At 52.5% G+C, this 26,918-nt stretch carries 23 protein-coding genes and 1 tRNA gene; 15 read left to right on the top strand and 9 right to left on the bottom strand.

Annotated elements, in window-relative coordinates:
- Nucleotides 1-5: 5 nt before the first annotated feature.
- From cydC to recQ, 3 genes are all read left to right on the top strand, one after another.
- The gene (gene cydC, locus KB213_RS06165; RefSeq protein WP_211681304.1) at nucleotides 6-1,661 is read left to right on the top strand and encodes a thiol reductant ABC exporter subunit CydC; all 1,656 of its coding nucleotides are present in this window, start codon (nucleotides 6-8) and stop codon (nucleotides 1,659-1,661) included.
- Between the two features lie 75 nt (nucleotides 1,662-1,736).
- Nucleotides 1,737-2,156: an OmpA family protein gene (locus KB213_RS06160; protein WP_211681302.1), complete on the top strand. Its 420-nt coding sequence runs from the start codon at nucleotides 1,737-1,739 to the stop codon at nucleotides 2,154-2,156.
- A gap of 15 nt (nucleotides 2,157-2,171) precedes the next feature.
- Nucleotides 2,172-3,989, top strand: coding sequence for a DNA helicase RecQ (gene recQ, locus KB213_RS06155; protein ID WP_211681300.1), 1,818 nt, complete (start codon nucleotides 2,172-2,174; stop codon nucleotides 3,987-3,989).
- A 4-nt stretch (nucleotides 3,990-3,993) separates the two neighbouring features.
- Here the strand turns inward: recQ and KB213_RS06150 are convergent, their stop codons facing one another.
- Entirely contained in the window at nucleotides 3,994-4,392 is a 399-nt protein-coding gene (locus KB213_RS06150) for a copper chaperone PCu(A)C (protein WP_211681299.1), read from the bottom strand.
- Nucleotides 4,393-4,562: 170 nt separating this feature from the next.
- Between KB213_RS06150 and nrdR the strand changes: the two genes are divergently transcribed.
- From nrdR to thiL, 3 genes are read left to right on the top strand one after another with little or no spacing between them, the layout of a single operon-like run.
- Nucleotides 4,563-5,102 carry a transcriptional regulator NrdR gene (nrdR, locus tag KB213_RS06145; RefSeq protein ID WP_211681297.1) on the top strand — a complete coding sequence of 180 codons (540 nt, stop codon included), beginning with the start codon at nucleotides 4,563-4,565 and terminating at the stop codon, nucleotides 5,100-5,102.
- Nucleotides 5,103-5,154: 52 nt separating this feature from the next.
- Nucleotides 5,155-5,631, top strand: coding sequence for a transcription antitermination factor NusB (nusB, locus tag KB213_RS06140; RefSeq protein ID WP_211681294.1), 477 nt, complete (start codon nucleotides 5,155-5,157; stop codon nucleotides 5,629-5,631).
- Between the two features lie 42 nt (nucleotides 5,632-5,673).
- A complete protein-coding gene (thiL, locus tag KB213_RS06135) occupies nucleotides 5,674-6,618 on the top strand; it encodes a thiamine-phosphate kinase (protein ID WP_211681683.1) in 945 nt (314 codons plus the stop codon).
- Between the two features lie 67 nt (nucleotides 6,619-6,685).
- Here the strand turns inward: thiL and KB213_RS06130 are convergent, their stop codons facing one another.
- Nucleotides 6,686-7,873, bottom strand: a complete 1,188-nt coding sequence (locus tag KB213_RS06130) for a hypothetical protein (RefSeq protein ID WP_249110302.1) — start codon at nucleotides 7,871-7,873, stop codon at nucleotides 6,686-6,688.
- Nucleotides 7,874-7,994: 121 nt separating this feature from the next.
- Here KB213_RS06130 and KB213_RS06125 point away from each other — a divergent pair, with 121 nt between their 5' ends.
- Both KB213_RS06125 and glk read left to right on the top strand, forming a co-directional pair.
- Nucleotides 7,995-8,807 (top strand): SDR family NAD(P)-dependent oxidoreductase, encoded by an 813-nt coding sequence (locus KB213_RS06125; protein ID WP_211681291.1) that lies wholly within the window; start codon nucleotides 7,995-7,997, stop codon nucleotides 8,805-8,807.
- A gap of 86 nt (nucleotides 8,808-8,893) precedes the next feature.
- Nucleotides 8,894-9,862 (top strand): glucokinase, encoded by a 969-nt coding sequence (gene glk, locus KB213_RS06120; protein ID WP_211681289.1) that lies wholly within the window; start codon nucleotides 8,894-8,896, stop codon nucleotides 9,860-9,862.
- A gap of 15 nt (nucleotides 9,863-9,877) precedes the next feature.
- Here the strand turns inward: glk and KB213_RS06115 are convergent.
- Nucleotides 9,878-9,952 (bottom strand) — tRNA-Cys (locus KB213_RS06115).
- Between the two features lie 215 nt (nucleotides 9,953-10,167).
- Between KB213_RS06115 and KB213_RS06110 the strand changes: the two genes are divergently transcribed.
- The 4 genes from KB213_RS06110 to KB213_RS06095 all read left to right on the top strand — a co-directional run bounded on the left by KB213_RS06110 (nucleotide 10,168) and on the right by KB213_RS06095 (nucleotide 15,782).
- Nucleotides 10,168-11,565 carry a TolC family outer membrane protein gene (locus KB213_RS06110; protein WP_249110344.1) on the top strand — a complete coding sequence of 466 codons (1,398 nt, stop codon included), beginning with the start codon at nucleotides 10,168-10,170 and terminating at the stop codon, nucleotides 11,563-11,565.
- A gap of 37 nt (nucleotides 11,566-11,602) precedes the next feature.
- Nucleotides 11,603-12,058, top strand: a complete 456-nt coding sequence (locus tag KB213_RS06105) for a DUF2497 domain-containing protein (protein WP_211681285.1) — start codon at nucleotides 11,603-11,605, stop codon at nucleotides 12,056-12,058.
- A 104-nt stretch (nucleotides 12,059-12,162) separates the two neighbouring features.
- Nucleotides 12,163-14,829 carry a valine--tRNA ligase gene (locus KB213_RS06100; protein WP_211681283.1) on the top strand — a complete coding sequence of 889 codons (2,667 nt, stop codon included), beginning with the start codon at nucleotides 12,163-12,165 and terminating at the stop codon, nucleotides 14,827-14,829.
- 47 nt (nucleotides 14,830-14,876) lie between these two features.
- The gene (locus tag KB213_RS06095; RefSeq protein WP_211681282.1) at nucleotides 14,877-15,782 is read left to right on the top strand and encodes an alpha/beta fold hydrolase; all 906 of its coding nucleotides are present in this window, start codon (nucleotides 14,877-14,879) and stop codon (nucleotides 15,780-15,782) included.
- On the opposite strand, the gene ilvD is transcribed toward KB213_RS06095, so the two are convergent.
- Nucleotides 15,760-17,616 (bottom strand): dihydroxy-acid dehydratase, encoded by a 1,857-nt coding sequence (ilvD, locus tag KB213_RS06090; RefSeq protein WP_211681280.1) that lies wholly within the window; start codon nucleotides 17,614-17,616, stop codon nucleotides 15,760-15,762. The two genes, KB213_RS06095 and ilvD, sit on opposite strands and share 23 nt — an antisense overlap.
- A gap of 154 nt (nucleotides 17,617-17,770) precedes the next feature.
- On the opposite strand from ilvD, the gene KB213_RS06085 reads away from it, so the two are divergent.
- Together KB213_RS06085 and msrA are read left to right on the top strand one after the other, a co-directional pair.
- Complete coding sequence (locus KB213_RS06085; protein WP_211681278.1) at nucleotides 17,771-19,711, top strand: CocE/NonD family hydrolase; 1,941 nt, start codon at nucleotides 17,771-17,773, stop codon at nucleotides 19,709-19,711.
- Between the two features lie 80 nt (nucleotides 19,712-19,791).
- The gene (msrA, locus tag KB213_RS06080) at nucleotides 19,792-20,340 is read left to right on the top strand and encodes a peptide-methionine (S)-S-oxide reductase MsrA (RefSeq protein ID WP_211681276.1); all 549 of its coding nucleotides are present in this window, start codon (nucleotides 19,792-19,794) and stop codon (nucleotides 20,338-20,340) included.
- 125 nt (nucleotides 20,341-20,465) lie between these two features.
- Here the strand turns inward: msrA and KB213_RS06075 are convergent, their stop codons facing one another.
- The 5 genes from KB213_RS06075 to KB213_RS06055 form a co-directional block, all read right to left on the bottom strand.
- Complete coding sequence (locus KB213_RS06075; RefSeq protein WP_211681274.1) at nucleotides 20,466-21,779, bottom strand: ABC transporter ATP-binding protein; 1,314 nt, start codon at nucleotides 21,777-21,779, stop codon at nucleotides 20,466-20,468.
- Entirely contained in the window at nucleotides 21,776-23,422 is a 1,647-nt protein-coding gene (locus tag KB213_RS06070) for an ABC transporter permease subunit (RefSeq protein WP_211681272.1), read from the bottom strand. Before KB213_RS06070 ends, KB213_RS06075 begins: the two co-directional genes overlap by 4 nt.
- 135 nt (nucleotides 23,423-23,557) lie before the next feature.
- Nucleotides 23,558-24,013, bottom strand: a complete 456-nt coding sequence (dut, locus tag KB213_RS06065; RefSeq protein ID WP_211681270.1) for a dUTP diphosphatase — start codon at nucleotides 24,011-24,013, stop codon at nucleotides 23,558-23,560.
- A 30-nt stretch (nucleotides 24,014-24,043) separates the two neighbouring features.
- Nucleotides 24,044-25,225, bottom strand: coding sequence for a bifunctional phosphopantothenoylcysteine decarboxylase/phosphopantothenate--cysteine ligase CoaBC (gene coaBC / locus KB213_RS06060; RefSeq protein WP_211681679.1), 1,182 nt, complete (start codon nucleotides 25,223-25,225; stop codon nucleotides 24,044-24,046).
- Nucleotides 25,226-25,227: 2 nt separating this feature from the next.
- Complete coding sequence (locus KB213_RS06055) at nucleotides 25,228-26,028, bottom strand: class I SAM-dependent methyltransferase (RefSeq protein ID WP_211681268.1); 801 nt, start codon at nucleotides 26,026-26,028, stop codon at nucleotides 25,228-25,230.
- Between the two features lie 30 nt (nucleotides 26,029-26,058).
- Between KB213_RS06055 and mutM the strand changes: the two genes are divergently transcribed.
- Complete coding sequence (mutM, locus tag KB213_RS06050) at nucleotides 26,059-26,889, top strand: bifunctional DNA-formamidopyrimidine glycosylase/DNA-(apurinic or apyrimidinic site) lyase (RefSeq protein ID WP_211681266.1); 831 nt, start codon at nucleotides 26,059-26,061, stop codon at nucleotides 26,887-26,889.
- Nucleotides 26,890-26,918: the final 29 nt, after the last annotated feature.

The raw sequence follows: 26,918 nt of genomic DNA, 5'->3' as shown, positions 1-26,918 counted from the left end.
GCACAATGTCATCTCATTCTTCAGCATCATTGCTGCGCATCATCCGCCTATGGCGGCCTCATTATGGTCGCCTCATTCTTGGGCTGATCCTTTCAGAACTCGCCGTTTGTGCTGGCCTCATTATGATGGGAAAAGCCGGTCAACGCATAACCGCCGCAGCCATTGGCGTCAGTGCTGGAACGCTTCTCCTACAAATTGCGGGGACATCTCAGATTATCCTACGCTACGCAGATCGTTACAGCACCCATAACGCCATGTTCAAAGCTTTGGCAGATCTACGCGTCTGGTTTTTCCAACGCCTGGCCAAAGGGGCCGCTGCAGGTCTAGGCTTCCAACGCTCTGGTGATGTGCTTTCACGTTTAGTCGGCGATGTTCAAACACTCGACAATCTCTATCTCCGCATTATCGTACCGTTGGCTTCAGCAGCTTTAACACTACCACTCACAGCCTATGTTTGGTGCCGTGCCAGCATGACAGCTGGCATCATCATGAGCAGTATCTTCGCTATCATGGCATTTGTGCTGCCATTTCTGGCCAGCAAACAGGCACGAACCCTTGGACCGGATATTTTAAAAGCCGAGTCAAACCTGCGTGTCGCTGCGCTTGATCTCACTACAGGCCTACGTGAAGCACGAGCATTCGGGGCAGAAGATATCCTGACCAGTCGCGTCACACAAAGCCAAGAAATACTGATTAAACACCAAGACGCTCTCCACCTACGCATGGCACTCATGCAAGGCTTTGCCCGACTGCTCGGGCAAGTCGGCATTGGAATCACGCTGTGCGTCTTAACAGGTTTGATCTTCCCAAGCAGTCATGCCCCAATCCTCGCAGTTACGGGATTATTTGTCGCACTGACAGCTTTTGAAAACATCAGTGGTCTGTCTAAAGCGGGTTTACTCACGGGCAAAGTCATTCATGCCGCTGATCGTATTATCAATGTTACAAAGCAGAGCCATATACCCAACCACGCCACAAAGCAGCTTCCAGCAGGCCGGGACCTAACACTCCAATCACTCTCATTCCGCTGGACAGAGCAGGGGCCACTGATTCTTGATAACGCACATGCTACCTTACGACATGGTGAGCGTATTGCACTGATTGCCCCTTCAGGGAGCGGAAAATCTAGCCTTGCAGCCCTTCTGCTCAAAGTTGCACACCCGACATCTGGCCATATTCTGCTTGGCGGTACAGATATCGCTGATATCCCGGACGACGCCATTCGCAGTCAAATTGCATGGCTTTCACAAGCAAGCCATTTGTTTGACGATACAGTCCGCGGGAACCTTCTCCTCGGCAGGACGGATGTCGATGACAATGCACTATGGAACGCTCTCGAACAGGCTCAAATCGCCACGACAATCCGCAATCTGCCCGATGGGCTCGATACATGGATCGGTGAAAGCGGCTCAAAACTCTCCGGCGGGCAGGGGCGTCGCATCGCTTTAGCACGCGTCCTCCTCTCCGATGCTCCCATTCTCATCCTTGATGAACCCGCATCCGGTCTAGACGCAGATACAGAACGCGCTTTTCTGCAAACCCTCAACACACTTGATGAGCAGCGCAGCATGATCCTCATTGCCCATCGCCTTATCGGCGTTGAGCAATTGGACCGTATCTGGACACTCGAGAACGGAAAGATCATCTCTCAAGCTAGTTGACCCGCACGCAGGGAAAAGGCACGAAGAGCCTGCACGATGGTATTACACACCACCCTCAACATGAGGCACATGATCATGGTCCGTACTTTCTTGTCTTCTCGCCGTTTTCTGGCTCGCAGCGTTTTGCCAGCCTTGGCACTTACCGCAACCCTTGGCGCTTGCTCCTCCACCGACCGGGACAGCTACGTGGTATTCTTTGACCGTGACGACGCGGTCATGAACCAAACAGCGAAAGAGATTGTCGCCAAAGCAGCGCATACTGCACAAAAAGAGCATGCGCTAAGCGTCCGCGTTGCTGGCTCTGCTGGTCTATCAGGTGACCCAGATACACTTAAACAGCTTGCTCGTGACCGCGCGAAGAGCGTTGCGGCTGAATTAACAGCCGATGGCGTTGACGCTTCCAAAATTACGTTAACACCTGAGCCGGACACTGATGTTGATGCTTCACACGTTGCTTATCGCCGCGTGTCCATCACCATCATTCCCGGCCTCTAACCTCCGGGACACTCTGTGACGGATACCGTTTCTCCTCAAACTCCTGAGACTATTCTCAAAGACATCTTTGGATTTACAGGCTTTCGTGGCCTACAAGGTGAGGCGGTACAAACCGTCATGGATGGTGGGGACGTCCTCGTCCTTATGCCAACAGGAGGCGGGAAAAGCCTCTGTTATCAGGTTCCCGCGCTCTGCCGACCTGGTATGGGGATCGTTGTATCCCCACTAATTGCATTGATGGATGATCAAGTCGCTGGCCTACGCCAAGTCGGCGTTCGTGCGGCGGCCCTCCATTCAGAGCTTGAACAACAAGAACGAGAGCAGTTGCATCACGATTTGCGTTCGGGGCAAATCGACATCCTCTACATCTCTCCAGAGCGCTTATTACAACCTGCGACCAGCGCTTTTCTCGCGCGCTATCACATTTCCCTCATCGCAATTGATGAAGCCCATTGCGTCTCCGCATGGGGGCATGAATTTCGGCCTGAATACCGTGGTTTAGCCTCACTCCCAGATCTTTTCCCCAACGTCCCCCGCATGGCGTTAACCGCAACGGCAGACCCACGTACACGCGATGACCTCCTCAATGTGCTCGGAATGCCCAACGCCAAAATACTGTTGGCAAGCTTTCATCGACCTAATCTTTTTGTGGAAGCACAGCCCAAAGGCGGGGAGACCAAACAACTTCTTGAAGCACTCGACAACCATAAGCACGGCGCATCCATCGTCTATTGCGGAAGCCGAAACAGAACAGAGCGTGTTGCCAAAACCTTGCGGGACCGAGGGTTAACAGCCCTTCCATTCCATGCTGGCCTCTCCGCCATTGAAAAGCGTGCCGCACTGCACCGCTTTCGATCAGGCGAAGATATGGTCATTGTTGCGACAATTGCTTTTGGCATGGGGATCGACCGCCCAGATGTGCGCTGCGTGATACATCTTGATATGCCGTCCTCTCCTGAGGCGTATTATCAACAGATTGGCCGTGCTGGACGTGATGGTGAACGCTCCGACACGTTACTTCTGTACGGCGGTGAAGATATGGCCCGGGCACGGCACTGGCTTGATCAGTCTAATGCCCCCGACCATGAAAAGCGCATTATGCGCGCCCGCCTTGAAAGCATGATTGCGCTCACAGAAACCACAGGCTGTCGTACACGTGCTCTTCTAGCATGTTTTGATGAACATTTGCCTGAACCCTGCGGCCATTGCGATAACTGCATCGACCCTGTTTCAACCTTTGACGGTACACAGGCAGCACAAAAAGTTCTCTCAGCGATTTATCGCACTGACCAACGCTTTGGTGCTGTGCAAATTGCCAATGTGCTCCGCGGCAAAACGAATGAAACCATTGAGCGCAATGCGTTTAATACCTTAAGCGTTTTTGGGATTGGCAAAGAGCATAGCGAAACATGGTGGCGCGCCGTGATCCGGCAGCTTATTGCGCGCGGTGCCATCCATATTCATGGAGAACACGGCGCTTTAGCCCTTACAAAAGACATCGCACGCCCAATCTTGCGCGGAGAAGAGAAGATACGCTTACGCCAAGATCAAAAACGTGCCCTCAGCCAAGGGGCAAGCGAACCCGTGGCGGATACTCTGCCTGACCATGCACGCGACATATTTTCGGCCTTACGCCAATGGCGCTTGGCCGAAGCACGCGAACAAGAAATTCCACCCTATGTCATTTTTCATGACACCACCTTAAAAGACATTGCTCTCGCTCTACCGCAAGACCGGAGAGAACTCGCACAGATCAAAGGGGTCGGTGGCTCGAAATTAGAGCGCTACGGGGATGCGGTCTTAGCCACTCTTGCAAGCGCAAAAACCGCATAAAATTTTACCGAACAACCGTGAAATTCACCGTCACATCTGGACTATCCAGAAACAAGAAAGTGAACGGCACTTTATCGCCGGGTTGCAAAGAACGATGCAGCCCCAAACATACTAAATGATACCCATCACGCGGGAAAACCATGGTCGCATTATGCTGCAATGCGAGATGCGTGAACAAATCATTTGTCGCAACCGTTTGCTCTTGCTTCGTATGATGCGCCATGATCGAAGCGCAAAAAGGGGATGTAATCCCCTTCAACAAATGATCGGTTGCATCATTATTCGTCAGCGAAAAAAAACCTGCCGCACGGCTTGAACTCAATGGCAACGGCAACAAAGTGCCATTCGAAACCACGATATGTGCGCTATTCTGTGCTACAGGTTCTGCTTTAGCTATGGTCATAGCACTAGCCAAAGCCAAGCAAACGCCCCATACACAGAACCGATCACGACGTATCAGACTTTTAATCAATGGGAACACCCTCGTAAAATCCCGTTAGGGAGCAAATTCATTCTTACTCTAGAGTGAACCGCTTTAAGAGGGCAAACAAGGCCGCACGCACAGGATCGATCATGCACTGCCCATTCTGTGGACATGAAGACACTCAGGTTAAGGACAGTCGCGCCTGTGAAGACGGCACCGCCATTCGCAGAAGACGCGTCTGCTCTGGCTGCCAACTGCGTTTCACAACGATTGAGCGTATCCAGTTGCGCGAATTATCCGTCCTAAAAGCGGATGGCCGCCGTGCTCCCTTTGACCGTGACAAGTTAGCACGTTCGATTCGCGTCGCACTCCGTAAGCGCCCGGTAGAAGAAGAGCAGCAAGAGCAACTCGTCACTCGACTAGTTCGGCTGCTTGAAGCCTCTGGCGAGACCGAAGTGTCCTCTCAAAGGATTGGTGAACTTGCGATGGACGCATTGCGTGCGGTCGATGACGTAGCGTATGTCCGCTTCGCTAGTGTTTATCGTGATTTTCGAGAGGTCGAGGCGTTTTCAAAGATTTTAGCCGATATGAACCCACTCCCCAGCGCAGAAGAACTTCTACGAACACCAAAACATGCTGTACAAGCGCCCCCAGCAAAAGAACGGCGCTCAAAAAACGAAACGCCATAAACTGTTCAGACTAAAGACGACACGGGCCAGACAGGCCCAGTGAGGAGACACTATGACGACCCCATCTGAAAACCCGACACGCCGCAGCCGCACCATTGCCCGCGTTGCTGCTGTTCAAGCCTTATTCCAGTGTGAGCAATCTGGAGATAATGCCGAAACAGTCGTTGACCAATTCATCCGTCACCGCCAGATCACGCCAGCAGCGTCTTTTGAAGATGGCCATATCCCCGACGCTGACCTGAAACTGTTTCAAGACATCGTCCGCAAAACGACGTGGAACCAAGACGAAATTGACACAATCATCGTTGCGGCACTGCCCTCAACATGGCAGATCACCCGTCTTGACCCCGTTCTCCGTGCACTCCTACGGGCAGGTACCTACGAAATTCTTAAGACGGACACGGCTGAACGTATCGTCATTAACGAATATATGGATGTTGCTCACGGCTTCTTCTCAGGCGATGAACCGCGCATGGTGAATGGTCTCCTCGATGCCGTAAGCCGCAAGAAAACATCTACGCCTGAATAAACAACACCCTATTGAACAACTCTGGAGGTACCCCGCGTGAGCATGGGAGAGTTTGACGTTATCGAACGTCATTTCCGTCCACTTGCGGGGGATGCCGCGTTGGACCTCAGCGATGACTGCGCTCTCCTCACGCCCCCTCCAGAGCAAGTTATTGCCATTTCAACCGATACAATGGTTGAGAATGTGCACTTCCTACCAGATGATCCGGTAGGAACACTCGGCCGGAAACTTCTTCGCTGCAATTTATCAGATCTCGCAGCAATGGGGGCAACACCCCTTGGTTATACCCTAAACCTCACATTACCTCGTGACCGCTCTTTTTCGGAGGCATGGTTCACCGCATTTTGTGGAGGCTTAGCCGAAGACCAAAAACATTATGGCATCCCACTCCTAGGAGGGGACACAACCTCTATTAACGGACCATTAGTTCTCAACGCTACCATTTATGGAGGCGTACATCCTCATCTGGCGTTACGCCGCAACGGTGCCAGACCGGGAGATGATGTCTGGGTAACGGGTACAATCGGGGATGCAACCCTCGGCCTTCTGGCGCTGCAAGGCAAGATTACCGACCCTGACGGTGCATTAAGCGCACGTTACCACTTGCCCTTACCCCGCGTTCATTTACCCCTTGGCGGCATTGCCAGCGCGGCTATGGATATCTCTGACGGGCTGGTGCAGGATTGCGCCCATATTGCCCGTGCATCAGGCGTCATGCTGCGCATCAACGCAGATCTTGTGCCAATATCCCCTGCCGCTGCAGCCCTAGGCCCGACATATCTCAAACGTCGCCTCAGCGGAGGGGATGATTACGAACTCTTACTCTGCGTGCCCGCCGAACATTCTGACGCATTGCAGCAAATATGTGCCGTTCATAATATCCCTATAACGCGTATCGGCACTGCTCATAACGGGCAAGGCGTACACATCCATGATGCTACGGGCCAGACCATCACGTTTGAGAAAGCTGGTTGGCAGCATTTCTAAGCGCCCATACACTGCTGCCAGTCTGAGCCAGACACAAGAACAAGCTCAGACAGCACCAGTCCGGTCATTAATCAGCCTGCTGTAACGACATTTCGTATAAACGGTGCCGCTTATACGGCTCCGGGACAATTGCTTCCGCCAGATTTTTCATGCCGGTATCACTTTCCTGAATCCAGCCAAGCTCGACCCAGCGATAGGGCAGGGTGTGCCGACGGCGGAGTAGCTCTGCAATGGCCAAAGATGGCAGCAAAGCTCCCAACATCGTACCCTGCAAGCGCCGTGTAACCCCAAGCAAAATAACACGTGCCGACTGGAAGCGATGTTGCAGCAAACGTGTCCCCAAGCGAACCCAACCCAACGGGGAAGGCGAACCATTCATATCTCCCGCAATATCAAAGATATTAGGGACCACAAGCGCCATCGCCACAGGCACACCATCTTGGTCAATTTGTACATAATGTTCAGGCTTTAACACCAGCTTAAGCTGCGCAATCATGGCCGCCATTTCATAATCTTGCAGAGGGACAAAATTATATTTTTTCTCCCATGCATCATTATAAAGCTGACGCAAAACCTCGCCTTGTGATGCAATCTGACTGCGCGATAACCGCGCAACAGAGATAGCCCCTAAACGGCCTTCACCAATTTTTAAATCACCCGGAACACGAAATTTTTCTTCCGTATGTTCATCCAGCTCCAAACGGTAGCTCAACAAATCTTCCGTCTTCACCAAGCCTGCGGCTTCAAACAACTTCCCTAAAGCTGCGGGGTGCCAAGGCATACCTACCATGACAGCCTGGTCTTGGCCTTCAATCATAAGGCCAGACTCACCATTACCGCTCAACGTCACAGGACCACGCATGGTCTGCATACCCTGCTGAGTAAGCCATGCTTTTGCTGCCCCTAACAGGGCTGTCACGACCGCCTGCTCAGGAACACAATCAAGGGCACCAAAAGACCCAACAGCCTGCCCCCAATGCTCAAGCGCACGATGATCGACAATCGCCGCAATACGCCCCACTGGGGTTTTGCCACGCCAGGCTAAAAAATACCGAATACGCGCATGCCGAAAAACAGCGGATTTACGTGGATTTAATAAATCATTTTGCTCCATATCCAACGGAGCAACATAGCCGGCCATGCCCGCATATAAGCGCCGCGGCAGAGTAATAAATGTTTGGATATGGCGCTTATTCACCACAGGACGAATAACGAGACTATCCGGAGGCGAAGCAGGCGAGGGCACAGACGTCATGAAAAACCTTATACTCAGTCAAACACGGCCATAATGGCACAAAAGATCGGGCTTTTTTGCACAGCAAGGCTATAAGTTTCTATCTTCTTTCTTCTCTTTAGCCATGAAGTTTTGCTTCTCAATGCAACAAACACCCCGTTTTCCCTCTGAAACAACCCTTATCACTGGCGCTTCCAGCGGCATCGGAGAAGCTCTCGCCTTACAATATGCTCGGCCCGGAACCCATATGATTTTGTGGGGGCGGAGCCAAAGCCGCCTCGCTCAGGTCGCACAGAAGGCCGCTCAGCGAGGTGCTACCACAGAATGCCACAGTCTTGACCTGACAGAGACAGAGGCCGCATTAGAGCAACTGCGCGCCAACGATACCCAAACACCGATCACACGCCTTATTCTCGCTGCCGGGTTGGGCGATATTCGCAAAGAAAATGCACTGACCGAAGAGCCCTCTCTCGTCAAAGAGCTATGCTTGGTCAATTTCACAACCCCCGCCACACTCGCCACTGAAATGGCAAACCGTATGGCACAACGCCAGGGAGGCGAAATCGCTCTTTTAGGATCTGTCGCCGCTTTTCATGATCTTCCTATGTCAACAGCCTATAGCGGCTCTAAAGCCGGGCTTGCGCGCTTCAGTACAGCATTGCACGCCGCTATGGCACCGCACCATGTCTCCGTAACGCTAATCTCTCCCGGCTATGTGGATACACCTATGAGCCAACGCCTGAGCGGTCATCTACCATTTTTGGTCACACCACAAAAAGCAGCACAGAAAATTAAACGCGCCATTATGCGCAAGAAAGCACATCTCATTTTTCCATGGCCATTTGCCGTCTTCGCCTTTCTAGAAAGCCATTTACCACGTCCAATTGTTCACCGTCTTTTAAGGCTTTCCACCGTGAAACAGACTCCACGTAATTCTAAAAGCAATGACACATGACCTTGACGGCGGCGGAGTCGTGCGCAACTGCTGGCAGTGCTCCCTTTTAATAGGGATCGGATTGATTTGAGATGAGGAGCGGTTTCATGAAGGAAATCGTCACAGTCGACATTGGCGGTACGCATGCACGCTTTGCTATTGCGACCGTCGCCGAAGGAAAAGTGGTTACCTTGGAAAAGGAAGTCACTTTAAAATGCGCTGAACATGCAAGCCTAGCCCTCGCATGGGAGTCTTTTAGCCGTCAAATCGCTCGCCCCTTGCCGCGTGAAGCAGGTATCGCGGTAGCCTGTCCGATTGCTGGTGAAATCTTAAAGATGACCAACAATCCGTGGATCATCCAACCGAGCCAACTCAAAACCCGCCTTCATCTCGATAACTTCGTACTGGTGAATGACTTTGGCGCAGTCGGCCATGCCGTTGCACAAGTTGATTCCACCTATATGCAGCACTTGTGTGGCCCGGAAGTCGATCTGCCAACGCAAGGGACCATTAGCATTGTAGGACCGGGAACTGGTCTCGGTGCCGCATGTGTTTTACGTCGTGATGACCGATACTTCGTTATGGAGACAGAAGGTGGACATTTAGACTACCCACCACTTGATGACGTAGAAGACAGTATCCTCAAAACATTACGTCGTCGCTTTCGCCGTGTCTCCGCTGAGCGAATCGTATCAGGGCCGGGTCTGAGCAATCTTTATGAAGCCATTGCTGAACAGCAAGGCCTCCCGATTACACTGCGGGATAACCGTACGCTCTGGCAAAACGCAATGGAAGGTTCAGACACGATTGCCGCTGCCGCGCTGGAACGTTTCTGCCTGAGCCTTGGCGCTGTCTCAGGTGACCTCGCACTCGCACATGGCGCACGCGGCGTTGTGATTGCAGGTGGGCTTGGCCTGCGCTTGGCCAATATTCTTGGCACATCCGGCTTTGCAGAACGCTTTGTCGCTAAAGGCCGCTTTGAAGCCATGATGAGCGAGATCCCTGTAAAGATCATCACACATCCCCAACCAGGCCTCTTCGGCGCAGCGGCAGCATATGCTGAAGCTTATTCGTAAATAGGGGAGGTGTCTTGGAGGTCCGGGCGGGAATTGAACCCACATTCGCGGATTTGCAGTCCGCTGCATAAGCCATTCTGCCACCGGACCTCGGAGACCCGTGCTGTATCCTCTTTCAGCACCGTTTGGTCAAGACCCTACATGCAAGAAAGAACAAATTTTTCTTTCTGCGTCACACAGGCTATGGTGCCTGAACCATTTCAGCACTGCATGTAACGCATATAATGTCGTGAGGAGTTTTCATGAGCTCAGAGTTTCTCCGTAAGAAAGCAGTGTTTGCCCAACTGGGCTTTAGCTGCAGTGCTATGATGCTACTGAGCGGCACGGCATTAGCGCAAAATTATGACGGCAGTGGATCTCCGACATTTGTGCCGCATACGCTGCAAGATGCTCTCGCTACAGCATATTTGACCAATCCAACCTTAAAAGAAGAGCGCGCACGTTTGCGGGCTACGGATGAGCGCGTACCAACAGCTCTCGCGGGTTGGCGGCCTACGATTCAAGGTACGGCGCAGCTTACACATTATGACGGGCATACGGCCTACGGGCCCCAAGGCCTCATGACCGGTAGCTCTAGCACTTATAATACACCCGGTTTCTCCGGCGGTGTTACGATTAACCAACCTCTCTACCAAGGCGGTAAAACCGTCGCGAGCACACACGCCGCAACAAACCAAGTTTTGGCTGAGCGCGCGCATTTAATCAGTACAGAACAGCAAGTCTTCATGAGTGTGGTTGAAGCTTATGTTGACGTCATTAAAGATGAACAGCTTCTGCAACTCGCAACAAACAATCAACGCGTTCTTGAACAACAGCTAAACGCTACAGAAGAGCGCTTCCATATCGGTGAAATTACACGCACCGACGTCGCTCAAGCAGAAGCCGCTCTTGCCAGTGCCAATGCCGCAACACGACAAGCAGAGGGCACCCTTCAAAGCGCACAAGCTGTTTACCTTCAAATCGTTGGTATTGCCGCTCCACCTAACTTGCTCCCACCTCAACCCCTTAATCTCCCGGTTAAAACAGAGCAAACAGCCCTTCAGATTGCTGCTGAGAACAACCCTGACGTCATTTCCTCACTCTTCGTAGAAGCAAACCAAAAGGATAATGTCTCCGTCCAAATGTCTGCCATTATGCCGAAAGTTTCGGCGCAGCTTTTGTACCAACATAGCCGCAATCAAGCCTACGCAAATTCCACAATGGATAATAAAGCGGGGATGATCATGTTCCAGATCCCCATTTACCAAGGTGGGTCTGAGTACTCAGCCATCCGTAGTGCCCGTCAACAAGCTCAAGCAGCCCACCGTGAAGTTGACGTACAGCGCCGCTCAGCACTGCAAAAAGCAGCATCTAGTTGGCAGCAAATGACATCCCTCCAAGCTGCCGTACAAGCAGACCGCGTCGCTATCTCAGCTAATCTTATTGCTCTGGGTGGGGTTGAACGCCAGGCTCTGTTAGGCACAACGAGTACGCTTGCCGTCTTGCAGCAACAGCAGACACTCCTTGTTGCTCAACAAGCCCTTGTTCAGGACCTCTCCACGCTCGTAACGTCATCTTATTCTGTAGCCGCGGCTATCGGTCGCCTGACTGCTGCAGACTTAAAAATTGGCGTCCCCCTTTATGACGAAAAAGCCTATTATAATGCGGTAAAAAATCGTCTTTGGGGTATTTCAGACTACGCACAAAACCAGCCAGGGCGCTAACAAAACGGATCGCGCCTAACCATGCAGGGTCACAATTATGGATGATGTTCTCCACACTATTCGCAAGATCCTGCATGACGACAGAACGTCTAAAGACCACAAAACAATGAGCGATACCGTGAATGATGAGCTGCTTTTGGATCAATCTATGATGATCCATCCACCCGCAACTGAACACCTAGAGCCTGCTACGCATAAAGAGAATGAAATGGATACTTCTTTCATACATGATGACCATGACAGCATGATGGGCAAACTGACATCCGATGCCGTTGAACGCTCTTTCAACGACCTCAAAGGGCAGTTTGCGCAAGCTTCTGCGTCCGCCATACCCAAAGACATGCCGATTTCCTCTCAAGGCTCCCTCACAGTAGAAGATATCGTACGCGGCGAAGTCCGTGAAATGGTGCGGACATGGCTCGACACGCACTTACCCTCCATGGTGGAAGATATGGTGCGCGCTGAAATTGCACGTCTGCGCCCTAAAGTCTGATACCTTAATCCATCAGGTTATGCCTTTAAGGTATCGACCTTATGGCCCAACAGCGATAAGTGCTTCCGCTTTCTTAGCGTTACTCAACACGACAACGGACGATCATGCTCGATAAAAGTTTTTCTCCAGCCAACCACGAAACCAGCCTCTATGACCGCTGGGAGAAAAGCGGGGTCTTCCATGCTGACCCGAAAGCACCTGGTGATGCTTTCTCGATCATGTTCCCACCGCCAAACGTCACAGGCACACTCCACCTTGGGCATGCATTAACCTTTACCCTCCAAGATATTCTTATTCGCTGGAAGCGCGGCACCGGGTTCAACACGCTGTGGCAGCCGGGTACTGATCACGCTGGTATCGCCACCCAAATGGTGGTTGAGCGTGCGCTCGATCAACAAAATATCAGCCGTACCGCTTTGGGGCGTGACGCATTCGTCAAACGCGTTTGGGACTGGAAAGAAGAGTCCGGCGGCACCATCATCCAGCAACTCCGCAAACTCGGCGCATCTGCTGATTGGGAGCGTGAGCGCTTTACGATGGATGAGGGCTTGTCACAGGCTGTCCGTAAAGTGTTCGTCACCCTTCACAGCGAAGGACTGATTTACCGTGACCGTCGCTTAGTCAATTGGGACCCCAATTTCCGATCCGCGATTTCTGACCTTGAGGTTGAGAACCGCGAGACCAAAGGTTCCATGTGGTACGTCCGTTACCCACTGGATGATGGCCGCACCATCACCGTTGCAACGACACGCCCTGAAACCATGCTCGCGGATTCTGCCGTTGCCGTTCATCCAGAAGATGAGCGCTACGCAGACTATATTGGCCAACATGTTACGCTTCCGCTCACAGGCCGCCGTATCCCCATCGTCGCGGATGAGTACTCAGACCCAGAAAAGGGAACGGGTGCGGTTAAAATCACACCAGCTCATGACTTTAACGACTTTGAAGTCGGCAAACGTCATGATTTGCCTTCACCTACGATTTTAGACGAATCTGCTCGTCTGTGCATTGACGAAGTCCGCTCAGAACTGCGCGACGTCGATAACCTATCCTCTATCGCGTTTGTGGAAGCCCTTCAGGGCGTCAGCCGGGAAGAGGGACGTAAGCGCATTGTTGCCGAGCTCGAAGCGCTTGGCTGGCTCGAAAAAATTGAACCTCACAAGCTGCAAGTGCCTTACGCAGAGCGTGGCGGTGCCATCGTAGAACCACGCCTGACATGGCAGTGGTATTGCGATGCAAAAACGCTCGCTGGCCCTGCGATTGACGCCGTAGAAAGCGGGAAGGTCGCCTTCGAGCCACGCCAATGGCAAAATACGTTTTTCGCGTGGATGCGTGACATTCAGCCATGGTGCATCTCTCGCCAGCTTTGGTGGGGTCACCGTATTCCAGCATGGTACACCGATAACGGTGACATCATCGTGGCCGAAACAGCAGAAGAAGCCCAAGCAAAAGCCGGTGAGGGCGTTACCATCACGCAGGATGAGGACGTTCTGGACACATGGTTCAGTTCTGCTTTGTGGCCTTTCACCACACTCGGCTGGCCCGAAAACACAGAATCTCTGGCCCGTTATTACCCAACCAGCGTTCTTGTCACCGGCTTTGACATCATTTTCTTCTGGGTTGCCCGGATGATGATGATGGGCCTGCACTTCATGAAGGATGTGCCGTTCCAGACCATTCTCATTCACGGCCTTGTCCGTGATGAGAAGGGGCAAAAAATGTCCAAGTCCAAAGGGAACGGCATTGATCCCCTCGAACTGATCGAAGAATATGGTGCCGATGCAACGCGCCTCGCCATTTGTGCGGGCACTGGGCCGGGCCGTGACATTAAGCTCGGTAAAAAGAAGGTTGAGGAGCATCGCGGCTTCATCACCAAGCTGTGGAACGCTGCTCGTTTCCTCGAAATGAATGGCGCAAAACCTGTTGAGGGTTTTGCTCCGACCACCGTACAAAGCAGCCTCGGCCGCTGGATTTTGTCCGAAGCGAATGACGCTATTACCGAAGCCAACCGTGCTCTCGAAGCTTATCGTTTCGATGACTATGCTGGCAGCTGTTATCGCTTTGTCTGGACGCGTTTTTGTGACTGGTTCGTTGAGTTGGCGAAGCCTCTTTTGGCTGAAGACAGCGCTGAAAGTGATGAAATCCGTAAGGTCAGCGCCTATGTTCTCGGCCTGATCTTGCGCATGATGCAGCCGGTCATCCCATTCGCGACTGCGACACTGTGGGAAGAACTTGGCTATGCAGGCGCGTTTGAAACCATGCCATGGCCCACACCTGTTGCCCTTGAGGGGGCCGAAGAGAGCCGCGCAGAAGTCAACTGGCTCATCCGTCTGATCAGCGAAATCCGTACAGTTCGCGCTGAAATGAACGTGCCCCCCGCACAAAAAGCACCAATCCTTCTGCGGGATGCCACAGCTGAAAACCTTGCCCGCGCACAGCGCTGGAATGAAGCCCTTGGCCGCATGGCACGTGTGGAAAGCGTATCCGTGCTTGAGGGCGAAACCCCACGCCATGCCGCGCAAATCGTGCTGGATGAAGCGACCATCTTCCTACCTCTTGGCGGTTTGATTGATCTGGACGCCGAGCGCGCGCGCCTTGCGAAAGAAATCAAGCGCATCGAAGGTGAAATCACCAAGGTAGAACGCAAGCTAGGCAACGCTGACTTTATCGCCCGTGCCAAGCCGGAAGTCGTTGATGAAAACCGTCAACGTCTTGAAAGCTTCAGCAGCGACCTCACACGCTTGCAGGCCGCTCACTCACGATTGGCATAACAACACTTCAGGCCCAGCCCGCCACCCTCATGCACTGAGGATATATCATGGTTCAGCCACCTGCTTCCTGTATTCGCCGCACACAGCATTGGATCACGAAGGGGGTGACCGGACTATTGATGATCGTCGGAACCTATCTTCCGCCGCTTTACGCAGCGGAAGAGGGTACGACCAAAGCAATACTTCCTAGCCATACTCTTGATGTTGCATATTACATCCCATCAGGTTGCACACCACGCGCTCTTCTCATCGTACTTGCCTCTAAAAACCGTGATTATCGTGCATTTCGTGATGAGAGTATCCCGCTTGCGCAGCAAAGTTGCAGCCTCATCGTAGCGCCTTATTTTCCGCTAAAAACCTATCCACCAAGAGCTTACCAGCGCGGCGGCTTCCCCGAAAATACGACGCAACCCTCCGCAACACGCCTCATCGTTCCATTGGAGCAATGGACACAGCACTTTGCCAAGCAAGACTTACCCATCATTCTGATCGGTCATTCCGCTGGCGCTCAATTTCTCAATCGTGTAGCCGCCTACACAATAGGCGCTGAGCGCGGTATTATTTTAATGAATCCGGGCAGTACCGTAGAGCCAACAATCAACATCGCTATGCCGTATGGTTTTGCAGGGTCATGGAACAAAGATGATGCGTCTAAAGCTTTAAACGCTTATCTTGCTCGTCCTGTCATTTTTCTATTGGGCAGCAAAGACACAAAGAGCGCATCATTCAGCGGAGATGCTCAAGCCGATATTGAAGGCGAGGGGACAAACCGCCTTCAACGCGGCATCAATACTTACAATGCCGGGCAAAATGAGGCGCAACGTCTCAAAACAACTTTTGGCTGGCACATCGTCATTGTACCCGGTATTGGCCATGACGATGCGCTTATACTCGGTTCGCCCATATTAGAGCGAACCGTTGAAACCCTGATTAACCGCGGGTCTTTACAATAATCTGAGACAAATCACGCACAGCACCATTTGCGGCACTCGTCGTCATTGCCGCGTACGCTTGCAGTGCACGGGACACAACACGTTCACGGTTAGGCGTCCATGCTGCATCACCGCGTGCTTTCATCGCATCACGACGCGCTAAGATCTCAGCATCTGGCACATCCAGCTTCATCACGCGGTTCGGAATGTCGATCACGATCGGATCACCATCTTCCACCAATCCAATCAAGCCACCTTCGGCCGCTTCCGGAGAAACATGCCCAATGGACAAGCCAGAGCTACCGCCTGAGAAGCGTCCATCCGTCACCAGAGCACAGCTTTCAGCAAGGCCCTTAGACTTCAAGTAACTGGTTGGATACAGCATTTCTTGCATACCGGGGCCGCCTTTAGGGCCTTCATAGCGGATCACGACCACATCACCCGCAGCGATTTTTCCACCCAAAATGCCACTAACGGCATCATCTTGGCTTTCAAAAACGCGCGCTGTCCCCGTGAACGTCAGAATATGTTCCGCCACACCTGCCGTTTTCACAATCGCGCCGTCTTCCGCCAAATTGCCATACAAAACGGCCAATCCACCATCTTGCGAGAAAGCATGGGCACGATCACGCAGCACGCCTTCCTCACGATCCAGATCAAGTGCGTTGTAGCGGCTTGATTGCGAGAAGGCATGAACAGTCCTTACACCGCCCGGCGCAGCGCTGAACATATGCCGTGCTTCTTCATCGCCATGAATAATATCCCATTTCGCCAGAGCATCAGCCATCGTCGGAGCATGAACGGTGTTCACATCCGTATGCAGCAAACCTGCACGATCCAACTCACCTAAAATAGCGGGGATACCACCGGCACGGTGAACATCTTCCATATGCACATCATTCCGTGCAGGAGCGACCTTACATAAGTTCGGAACGCGCCGTGATAAGCGGTCAATATCCTGCATATGGAAATCAACTTCGCCTTCACGGGCGGCAGCCAAAAGGTGCAAAACCGTGTTGGTAGAGCCACCCATAGCAATATCGAGCGTCATGGCATTTTCAAACGCCGCACGCGTTGCGATAGAGCGAGGAAGGACCCGCGCATCATCTTGCTCATAATAGCGCCGTGCCAAACCAACAATCTCACGACCTGCACGCAAGAACAACTCACGACGGTCAGAATGGGTCGCCAACAATGAACCATTACCCGGCAGCGACAAACCCAAGGCTTCCGTCAGGCAGTTCATGGAGTTAGCCGTGAACATCCCGGAGCATGAACCACATGTCGGGCAGGCAGAACGCTCAATAGCGGCAGATTCTTCATCCGTCACATTCGGGTTCGCGGCTGCTACCATAGAATCCACAAGGTCCAGCTTACGGTTAATGGAAGGACCATTCAGCTTGCCTGCTTCCATCGGCCCACCAGACACGAAAATAACCGGGACATTCAGGCGCAAAGACGCCATCAACATGCCCGGCGTGATCTTGTCACAGTTACTGATGCACACAATCGCATCAGCACAATGCGCATTCACCATATACTCAACAGAATCAGCAATCAGTTCGCGGGAGGGCAGGGAATACAACATTCCCCCATGACCCATTGCGATCCCATCATCCACGGCAATGGTATTAAATTCTTTCGCCACACCGCCGGCTTCTTCCACAGCAGATGCCACCAAAGACCCCATATCCTTCAAATGGACATGACCCGGAACAAACTGCGTAAACGAATTGGCGATAGCGATGATGGGTTTACCAAAATCCCCATCCTGCATGCCAGTAGCCCGCCAGAGGGCACGGGCACCCGCCATGTTACGGCCATGTGTCGTGGTACGGGAACGATAAGCAGGCATGAAAGACTTTCCTAACAATAATTGCCCCATTCCATAGCGAAACAAACGCTAAGACGCCAGCCCGCGAAAGAAATGCAAAGCTTTCGCAAAACCCCTTGCCGTAACGAAATGATAGACGCAGAATCACGCGATTTTATACGGAGTGACCCTATATATGACGCGCTCACTATCACGCCTATGCGCTACCATTGCCCTTGCCTGCCTATCTGGAACGGCACTTTCAACCCTACACGCCGCACCTTCTGCGCCAGTTACTCCTGACATGGTTCAAACAGGGAATGATATTACCCCTCACGCTACCTTACCAACCGATGGCCAAGACTATATTCGCCGCGACATTATGATTCCCATGCGTGATGGGATTAAACTGCACACTGTCATCGTCATTCCAAAAGGTGCCAAAAACGCACCAATCCTACTCACGCGTACGCCATATGACGCGTCTAGTCGCCTAAACCGCACGCCAAATGCCCCTACAATGCGCGCTCTCTGCCCACAAGGTGATGGGGTTTTCGTAGAGGAGGGCTATATCCGCGTGTTTCAAGATATTCGGGGCAAATATGGCTCTGAAGGCGCATATATCATGACACGCCCACCCATCGGACCGTTGAATCCTACCAAGACCGATGACACGACCGATGCTTGGGATACGATTGATTGGCTGGTTAAAAACGTCAAAGAAAGCAACGGCAAGGTTGGCATGACCGGCTCTTCCTATGAAGGGTGGACCGTGGTCATGGCTTTATTACATCCGCATCCCGCGCTCAAAGTAGCGGCGCCAGAGAGCCCTATGGTTGATGGCTGGATGGGAGATGATTGGTTCCACTACGGTGCCTTCCGACAAGCCAGCTTAGATTATTTCACCATGCAAATGAGCGTTCCTGGTTCGGGTCCATCCATTCCGCGTACAGAATCTGATGATTACACGGAGTTTCTGAAAGACGGCTCAACGGGACATTTCGCCACGCGCGTTGGGCTTGATCATTTCCCATTCTGGCAACGTGTAAAAGCACATCCTGCCTATGATGCTTTCTGGCAAGATCAGGCGCTTGATAAACTCATAGCGCAGAACCCTCTCAAGGTCCCCACCATTTGGGAACAAGGCCTATGGGATCAGGAAGACATGTGGGGGGCCATTCATTCATGGCTAGCACTCAAGGCCACACATCCGGTCGTGCCTAATGTACTCGTCATGGGGCCATGGCGTCATAGTGGCGTCAATTATGATGGCTCTACACTTGGCCCACTGCATTTCGACGGCGATACCGCGCTATGGTACCGCGCAAACGTCATGCGGCCCTTCTTTGACCACTACCTCAAAAATGGCCCCGACCCTAAGCTGGATGAAGCCATTATCTACAATACTGGTGAAAACCACTGGAACCATTTCCGGAACTGGCTTCCTGAATGCGGCACAACCTGCCCACAATACGGCACACGCCTATATCTACAGCCAGAGCACAGCCTGTCATTTGCACGGACCTTGCCCGGCTCAGACAGCTACATCTCTGACCCAGAACATCCCGTGCCATTCTTACCGCGCCCTTACGTTATGGGAGAGGACCCACGGTGGAAGACATGGTTGCTTCAGGACCAACGCTTTGCAGAATCTCGGCCGGATGTTCTCACTTACGAAACTCCTGTTCTTGATGCAGATGTACAGGTTTCGGGCGTACCAACAGCAGATCTCTATGCTTCAAGCACAGGCACAGATGCCGATTTCGTCGTGAAAATTATTGATGTGCTACCTGCACACACACCAGATCGCCCTGAGATGGGAGGCTATGAACTCCCCATTTCGATGGATATTTTCCGTGGCCGCTATCGCCAAAGCTTCAGCCAGCCTTCTGCCATCCCAACTGGACGTATTGAAAATTATCGCTTCACACTTCCTGCGGTAAATCACATCTTCCATAAAGGGCACCGTATTATGGTGCAGGTACAGTCTAGCTGGTTCCCACTTTATGACCGTAACCCACAAACTTTCGTCCCCAACATCTTCAACGCGCAACCCAAAGACTACAAAGCCGCAACACAAACACTGTACCGTGGTGGGGACCATGCCAGTGCTGTGTGGTTACCCGTGATTCATTAATTTACCCTATAAAAGGGTGTAAGCTTGGTAAGGTCTTCCTATATGCAAGGCCTTACCCTTCTAGATGAGGTGCATAAACAATGGCTGAGACGTCTTCTATTCTCCTTGGTGCTGGCTGCTTTTGGTGTGTGGAAGCCGTCTATACTAGCCTACGCGGCGTCATTTCTGCCAATCCGGGCTATGCGGGTGGCGACGTGCCGAACCCCAGCTATGAGGCCGTATGCACAGGCCAAACCGGCCATGCAGAAGTTGTAAATGTCCTCTTTGACCCGGCAGAAATCTCTTTGCATGATATCCTGCGCGTATTTTTTACAACGCATGATCCCACGCAACTCAACCGACAGGGCAATGACGTCGGTACACAATATCGTTCCGTCATTTTCGGCACAGAAGAACAAAAACAAACCGCATACGAGGTACTGAACGAGATCACTCAGCAGGGCCTATGGCCCAACGATATCGTGACCTCTATTGAAAATGCCGCAACCTTTTGGCCCGCTGAAGCCAAACATCTCGATTACTTTGCCCGCAACCCACAAACAGCTTATTGCGCTGCCGTCGTGGCACCCAAAGTCGCAAAAGCGCGGAAGCTCTACCGTGACCGCTTAAAAAGCCCAGACCCCGCATAACGCGGAATTGCTCAACTCCAACGAAAGCACCTTTCACGCATCACCGACAGCGTGAAAGGTCAGTACCTTCAGAGCACAAACACGATCAGTTCTAGAGAAACATCCACAACATGCTGTTGTGGCAGCTATTCTTCATCATCAAGATAGAACCGATCCGCCTCTTCATCATAATCCAGAAGCTCAGCATAACGTGCCCACCCGATCGCTGTGCTAAGCGTTTGGCGAGCATAATCGGGAGACATCGCTTCTTCCAACTCCTTACGGAAACGCGCCGCATCTACAGTATGAGCCGGGCGCTCATCTAAGGTTGAACGAATAGAGCGTAACAACGGGATATGATGCAAAAGAGCCGTCCGCATTGTATCGCGGCGTGCATCACCATCACCTTCTACAAAGGCACGACCACCATCCGTTAACAGGATGTCCCCATCTTCTAACTCAGCCAACTCTAAACGCTGCAACGACTCACCTAGCGCTAACAACTCATCCAAGGTCATCTGCAAGCGCTTGGCTAACTCTGGCAAATCAGCACGCCCAAAAAGCGGGTCCGCCCCCAACACCTCCATAAGCCCCACCAACACCTCAACCGGCAAATCAGGTAAAACAATCTGCACAGAAGGAGCCGGTGCAGCGGTATGTGCCGGAGCATTATCCACCTCTGATACAATCGGCGCACGACGGGTCATCAGGCTATAAATTTGGTCCACGAATAAACGAAAATCGGCATCTTCACGATTCCGTGGGTGCGGGAAGGGAACCGCTATTTCATGCGTCACTTTCCCCGGACTAGACGAGAAAATCAAAATCCGGTCACACATCAAAACCGCTTCTTCAATACCGTGCGTGGCCAGCACCATTGCACGCAAAGACGGTAAGCGCCGCTCAGACCATAACTCAATCAAATCAGTACGCAAATTTTCGGCGCTGAGCATATCCAATTCAGAAAACGGCTCATCTAAGAGCAGCACCTCTGGCCTAAGCGCTAAAGCCCTAGCAAACGATACACGCTGCCCTACGGCATCTGACAGCTCTTTAGGATATGCATTTTCATACCCTTCAAGCCCCATCACTTCGAGCGCATCATCCGTATAATCTTCACGCTGTACGCGCGGGACACGACGCGCCTCTAACCCCAATTCAACGTTTTGACGCAAGGTTAGCCACGGGAATAATGCACCAGACTGAAAAACCGTTGCCACATCCTGCAAGGGACCCTTGGCTTGCACACCACGCCAAAAAACCTCGCCTTTCGCTGGCGCCATCTGTCCGCTCATAATCTTGAACAGAGACGACTTTCCAGACCCAGATCGCCCTAGAAGCCCAACAATTTCAGCCTCCCGCACTTCAAAACTGACTTGGTCCAACACAACAAGCTCTGTCGCGCTGTCTTTGTCATAGGTTTGGCTGCATTCATGGAGGCGAAGAAGTGGCTGGATCATCGGAACGCATATTTCTGAGCGGCATATACCGCGAGGGGCTGAAGGATCAGACGATCAAACAGCATAGAGAGCAAAGTCAGCAACATTAAAAATAAGATCTGCGCATGAAGGTCACCGACCAATACAGCCGCAACCAATGCACGACCCAACCCATGCCCTGATGATGCCAAGGATTCCGCAACAATGACAGCGTTCCACAGCGGCGCCACCGCGAGCAAAAGACCACCAGCAATATCCGCCACCGTTGCTGGAAGGACCAAGCGTTTCCACAACAGCAAACCTTTAACACCTAACCCTTGTGCCGTTTGCACCAAAGGCGCTGGAATAGCCCGTACCGCATCTAAAACCGTACGCCCATAAAGGCCCAAGCCTCCCAAGCACAAAAGCAAAATGGGGTTTGTCAGCCCCAAAAGATCAAAAAACGGATATAATAAAATAACAGGGAACAAGACCAAACTGTTCATCACCATCCGCTCAATACGACCATTTTTCAAGCGGTAAGATGCAACCACAAGCCCCACTGGCAGCCAGACCATCAAGCACAATACTAGGGCTACAGATACATGAATAAAGGTCAGCCCCATTTCCATAACAGCAACACGTACAGGGAGAGACGGCACATGCCGCAGGAGAACTGCGCCAAAAAACGCGACGGCTAAACCTGGCAGCACGGCACGGAAATGCTGCCGATCAATCCGCATTTCAACATTACGCTCACGCGATACCCCACCCAAACGCCAGTTTCCAACAGCAGCCACGCTCTCGTGCACCGCCTCGCTCAACTGACTAAGAAACGGCCTATTCCGCCACAAGCGGAGCAGCCAAGACCGTGGCGATGCTGCTACCTCAACACGCCCGGTACCCAAACGGTAGCGCTCAGCCCATCCTAACAATGGAGCAACACATATCTGTTGAATGAGGATAATAAGCCCGACACAGCCTAAAAGAGCACACAGCAACGCGCTCCACCGCCCGGCCAAAACCTGCTCTAAAGCGTAAGCACCAACACCATTTCCACGCCCACCGGCGATAAAGCAGAGACCTGCCTCGGCTCCCAAAAGGCGAAACCACACACCGGGCACAGAACGCGAAAACAAATCAGCCGCTAAAGGAATAGAAACCGGAAAGCTCACCCGCCAGAAACGCTGCCACGCCGTCATGGCAAGGCCACGCGCCACGGTATCCAGTGCTGGTGGGACGTTGTCCGTCCCATCCATAATCGCCGTTGTCACGCGCCAGAGCATATTAAAAACAGCAACCGTAATAATTGCCCAACCCGATGGCAAAACAAACGCCATGAGCCCAATCAGGCCAAGGCCCGGCACCGCCCGCGCCACAGACAAAAACGGTATCAATATCCGTCGAAACCAACGGAAACGACACGCTAAGCCTGAAAGCAGCAGGGACAGAAGAATACCAAAGACAAACACCGCGACTACGCGCAGCAATGTCAGACCAATATTACGCCCTAACGTCCCCGTATCTGAGACATATCCAGCAAAATGAACCGGCCTCACATGCTCAGGCGTTAAAGCAAGCGCCAACGCAACCATGAGAACGAGGAGGGCCAGTTCCAGCGCACTCGTGCGTTGTTGCCAACGGCGCAAAACACGCAGAGGCAACGTCAGAGACGTTACCGCCATGACCCGCATCCTTGATTTTGAACGCGCACAGCAGGGCAATGACCAACCCGATAGGGCCTCTTATACACCGTTAACATGACAACGGGTTGATCCATCACTCTGCCTTGTTATTACCTTATGCTCTTGGCCTACGTATTACTGACCAGTACTGCCAAAACCACCCGTGCCACGTGTTGTTTCGTCCAGCGTCTCAACCGCTTGCCAACGCAACCGCACAACAGGCGCTAAAACACCTTGAGCGATCCGCATGCCGCGTTCAACAACAAATGGTTCCGCGCCAGCATTCATGACGATTACCCGCACTTCACCACGGTAGTCTTCATCAATGGTACCCGGTGTGTTCGGCAGCGTAATGCCATGCTTTAACGCCAAGCCAGAACGTGGGCGGATCTGTAATTCATATCCAGCGGGTAGCGCCATACAAAGCCCCGTAGGCACGAGGACACGTGCGCCCGGTTCAATCGTCAGTGGCTCATGAACGGCCGCTAAAAAGTCAAAGCCCGCAGCACCCTGCGTGGCATAAGAGGGCAACGGCAAGCCTTCCGCATGGGGGAGGCGTGTGATCGCAACATCAATTGGTTCTGAAGTCATAATCCAACCTTTTATCCTGAAGTGGCACCGCTATGGAAGGTTGAAGAACTGCACAATCTCTTCCGCAAGACGCTCACCAACGGCGCGCTTGCTCATTTGCGGCCATTCTGCGGCACCACGCGCAGTCAACAACGTCACGCGGTTATGGTCCGCACCGAACACGCCCGTGCTAACATCATTTGCCACGAGCCAATCACACCCCTTACGAAGACGCTTTGCCGTAGCGTGCTGCAAGACGGTTTCTGTCTCCGCGGCAAAGCCCACGACCAAAGCAGGGCGCTGCTCATGACGGCATATACTGGCCAAAATATCCGGATTTTCAGAAAGTTCTAGGACCGGCGGGGCACCAGTCTTCTTAATCTTTTGATCTGCCGCTGCTTTTGCTCGCCAATCACTCACCGCAGCCGTACAAATTGCCGCATCCACCGAGAGATTGTGAGTACAGGCACTCAACATCTCATCCGCCGTTTCAACCGATATACGGGTCACACCACGCGGCGCTGGCAAGGAAACAGGGCCACTCACCAACACAACATCCGCACCACGTGCAACTAATGCCTCAGCAATGGCATAACCTTGCTTACCCGATGAATGGTTCGATAAAAAACGGACCGGATCCAGAGGCTCCCGTGTTGGCCCTGCCGTGACCAAAACACGCTTTCCCTGCAAAGCGTTATCTCGTTTCATAACGGCCAATACAGCGCGACAAATAGCCTCTGGCGCGCTCAAACGCCCCATACCCACTTCGCCACATGCCATGCTGCCGTTATCTGGACCGACAAACTGCACGCCACGCTCTATAAGCTGCGCGATATTTGCTTGCGTTGCAGCATGCTCCCACATGCGTACATTCATTGCAGGAGCCACGACAATCGGTACTGTCGTCGCCAGTAGCAATGTGGTGGCCAAATCATCAGCCAACCCATGCGCCATACGCGCCATAAGATTCGCCGAAGCCGGACACACCAAAACCACGTCCGCATCACGGGCAAGGCGAATATGCCCAATTTCACTTTCCTGCGTTGGCGCAAAGAGCACATCATGCACACGCTCTCCCGCCAACGCTTCTAAGCTCAATGGTGTAACAAATTCTTTTGCACTGCTGGTCATAACCGGTCGGACGGATACGCCCTCCGCACGCAAGAGGCGGATAACATCCAGCGCCTTATACGCGGCAATCCCCCCCCCAACGATCAGCAGTACACGTTTCATCATTACAGACGCCAACCTGAGTGAATGGCGGCAATACCACCAGAAAGGTTTTGATATTTGACCTGCTCAAGCCCCGCGTCACGCATCATCTGCGCAAGCGTCTCTTGATCTGGGAACATGCGAATGCTTTCCGCCAGATACTGATAGCTCTCGGCATCACCGGCCACCACTTTGCCCATACGGGGCAAAACCTTGAACGACCACGCGTCATAAATCGGCGCCAAAGCGGCGACCTCAACACGTGAGAACTCCAAGCAGAAGAAACGGCCACCCGGCTTCAATACGCGACGCACCTCACGCAGAACGGCGTTTTTATCCGTACAGTTACGCAAGCCGAATGCCATCGTAACGCGGTCTACGGAACGGTCGGGGAGGGGGATGGATTCCGCATCAACAACACAGCATTCCACTTGACCAATCAGGCCCGCTTTGATGGCGCGATCACGGCCCACATCCAGCATGGCAGGATTAATGTCAGACAAAATAGCAGGGCCACCGCCAGCACGCGCCCAGCCAAACGTAATATCACCCGTACCACCAGCCAAATCCAACAACTTCAAACCCGGACGTGGGTTCAGTTGGCTAATGAGAATACGTTTCCAAACACGGTGAATACCAAGTGACATGACATCATTCATGACATCATATTTACCGGCAACACTTTCAAACACTTCACGAACCATCGTCTTTTTCTGCGCGCGCGGCACGCTACGATAGCCAAAATCAGTGGTATCTTCCGCATGATCGAAGCTCGGATCAGCAGCAGAAGTGAACGCAGCAGCGTCATGGGCTCTATCGGTCATGAAGCAATCGATATAGCGTTGTGAGCCATCATGCCAGAGCTTCCCGAAGTTGAAACCGTCATGCGTGGTTTGCGCACCGCCCTAGAGGGGCAGCGCATCGCGCAGGTTACCCTCAATCGCCACGACCTTAGATGGCCGTTTCCTGCCAATCTTCAGCAAGAAATGCTCCATCAAACGGTCATTTCGTTTCATCGACGCGCGAAATATATTCTCATGCGCCTCGAAAATAATTGGAGCGTTTTATTTCACCTTGGCATGTCAGGCCGCATGCTTATTGGGGTGAGGGGACAAAATACAGCACCACCGCGCCATGAACATGTTGTCATTGAAAGTGATGGCGGCACTCGTATCGGATTCGTGGACCCACGACGTTTCGGCGCTATTGACCTTGTCCCAACAGCAGATGAAGAGCAGCACATGCTCCTGCATAAACTGGGCATAGAACCTCTCTCAGACGCTCTAACCGGACGGTATCTCCAAGACGTTTTTCTCAAAAAACGCACCCCCATCAAAACAGCGCTCCTTGATCAGCGCTTTATTGCGGGCTTGGGAAATATTTATGTCTGCGAAGCACTCTTCCAATCTCGAATCCACCCCACTCGTACAGCGGGCAGCCTTACAGAGACAGAAGCCGAATCACTCGCACATAACATTCGTATAATTTTAGATGCGGCTATTGCATCCGGCGGCTCTTCTTTGCGGGATTATGTTCAAGCCGACGGAACACGTGGCGGATATCAAGACCTGCACCACGTCTATGGCCGTGAAAATGAGCCATGTCGCAGTTGTAGCACAACACCCATAGCGCGGCTCGTTCAGTCGGGGCGATCCACCTTCTACTGCCCATCCTGTCAAAAATAACCAGCTTATCCACAGCAATCTGTGTAAAA

Source organism: Neokomagataea anthophila (genome assembly GCF_018122595.1).
GTDB classification, from domain to species: domain Bacteria; phylum Pseudomonadota; class Alphaproteobacteria; order Acetobacterales; family Acetobacteraceae; genus Gluconobacter; species Gluconobacter anthophilus.
This window is presented reverse-complemented; position numbering and strand designations above follow the sequence as displayed.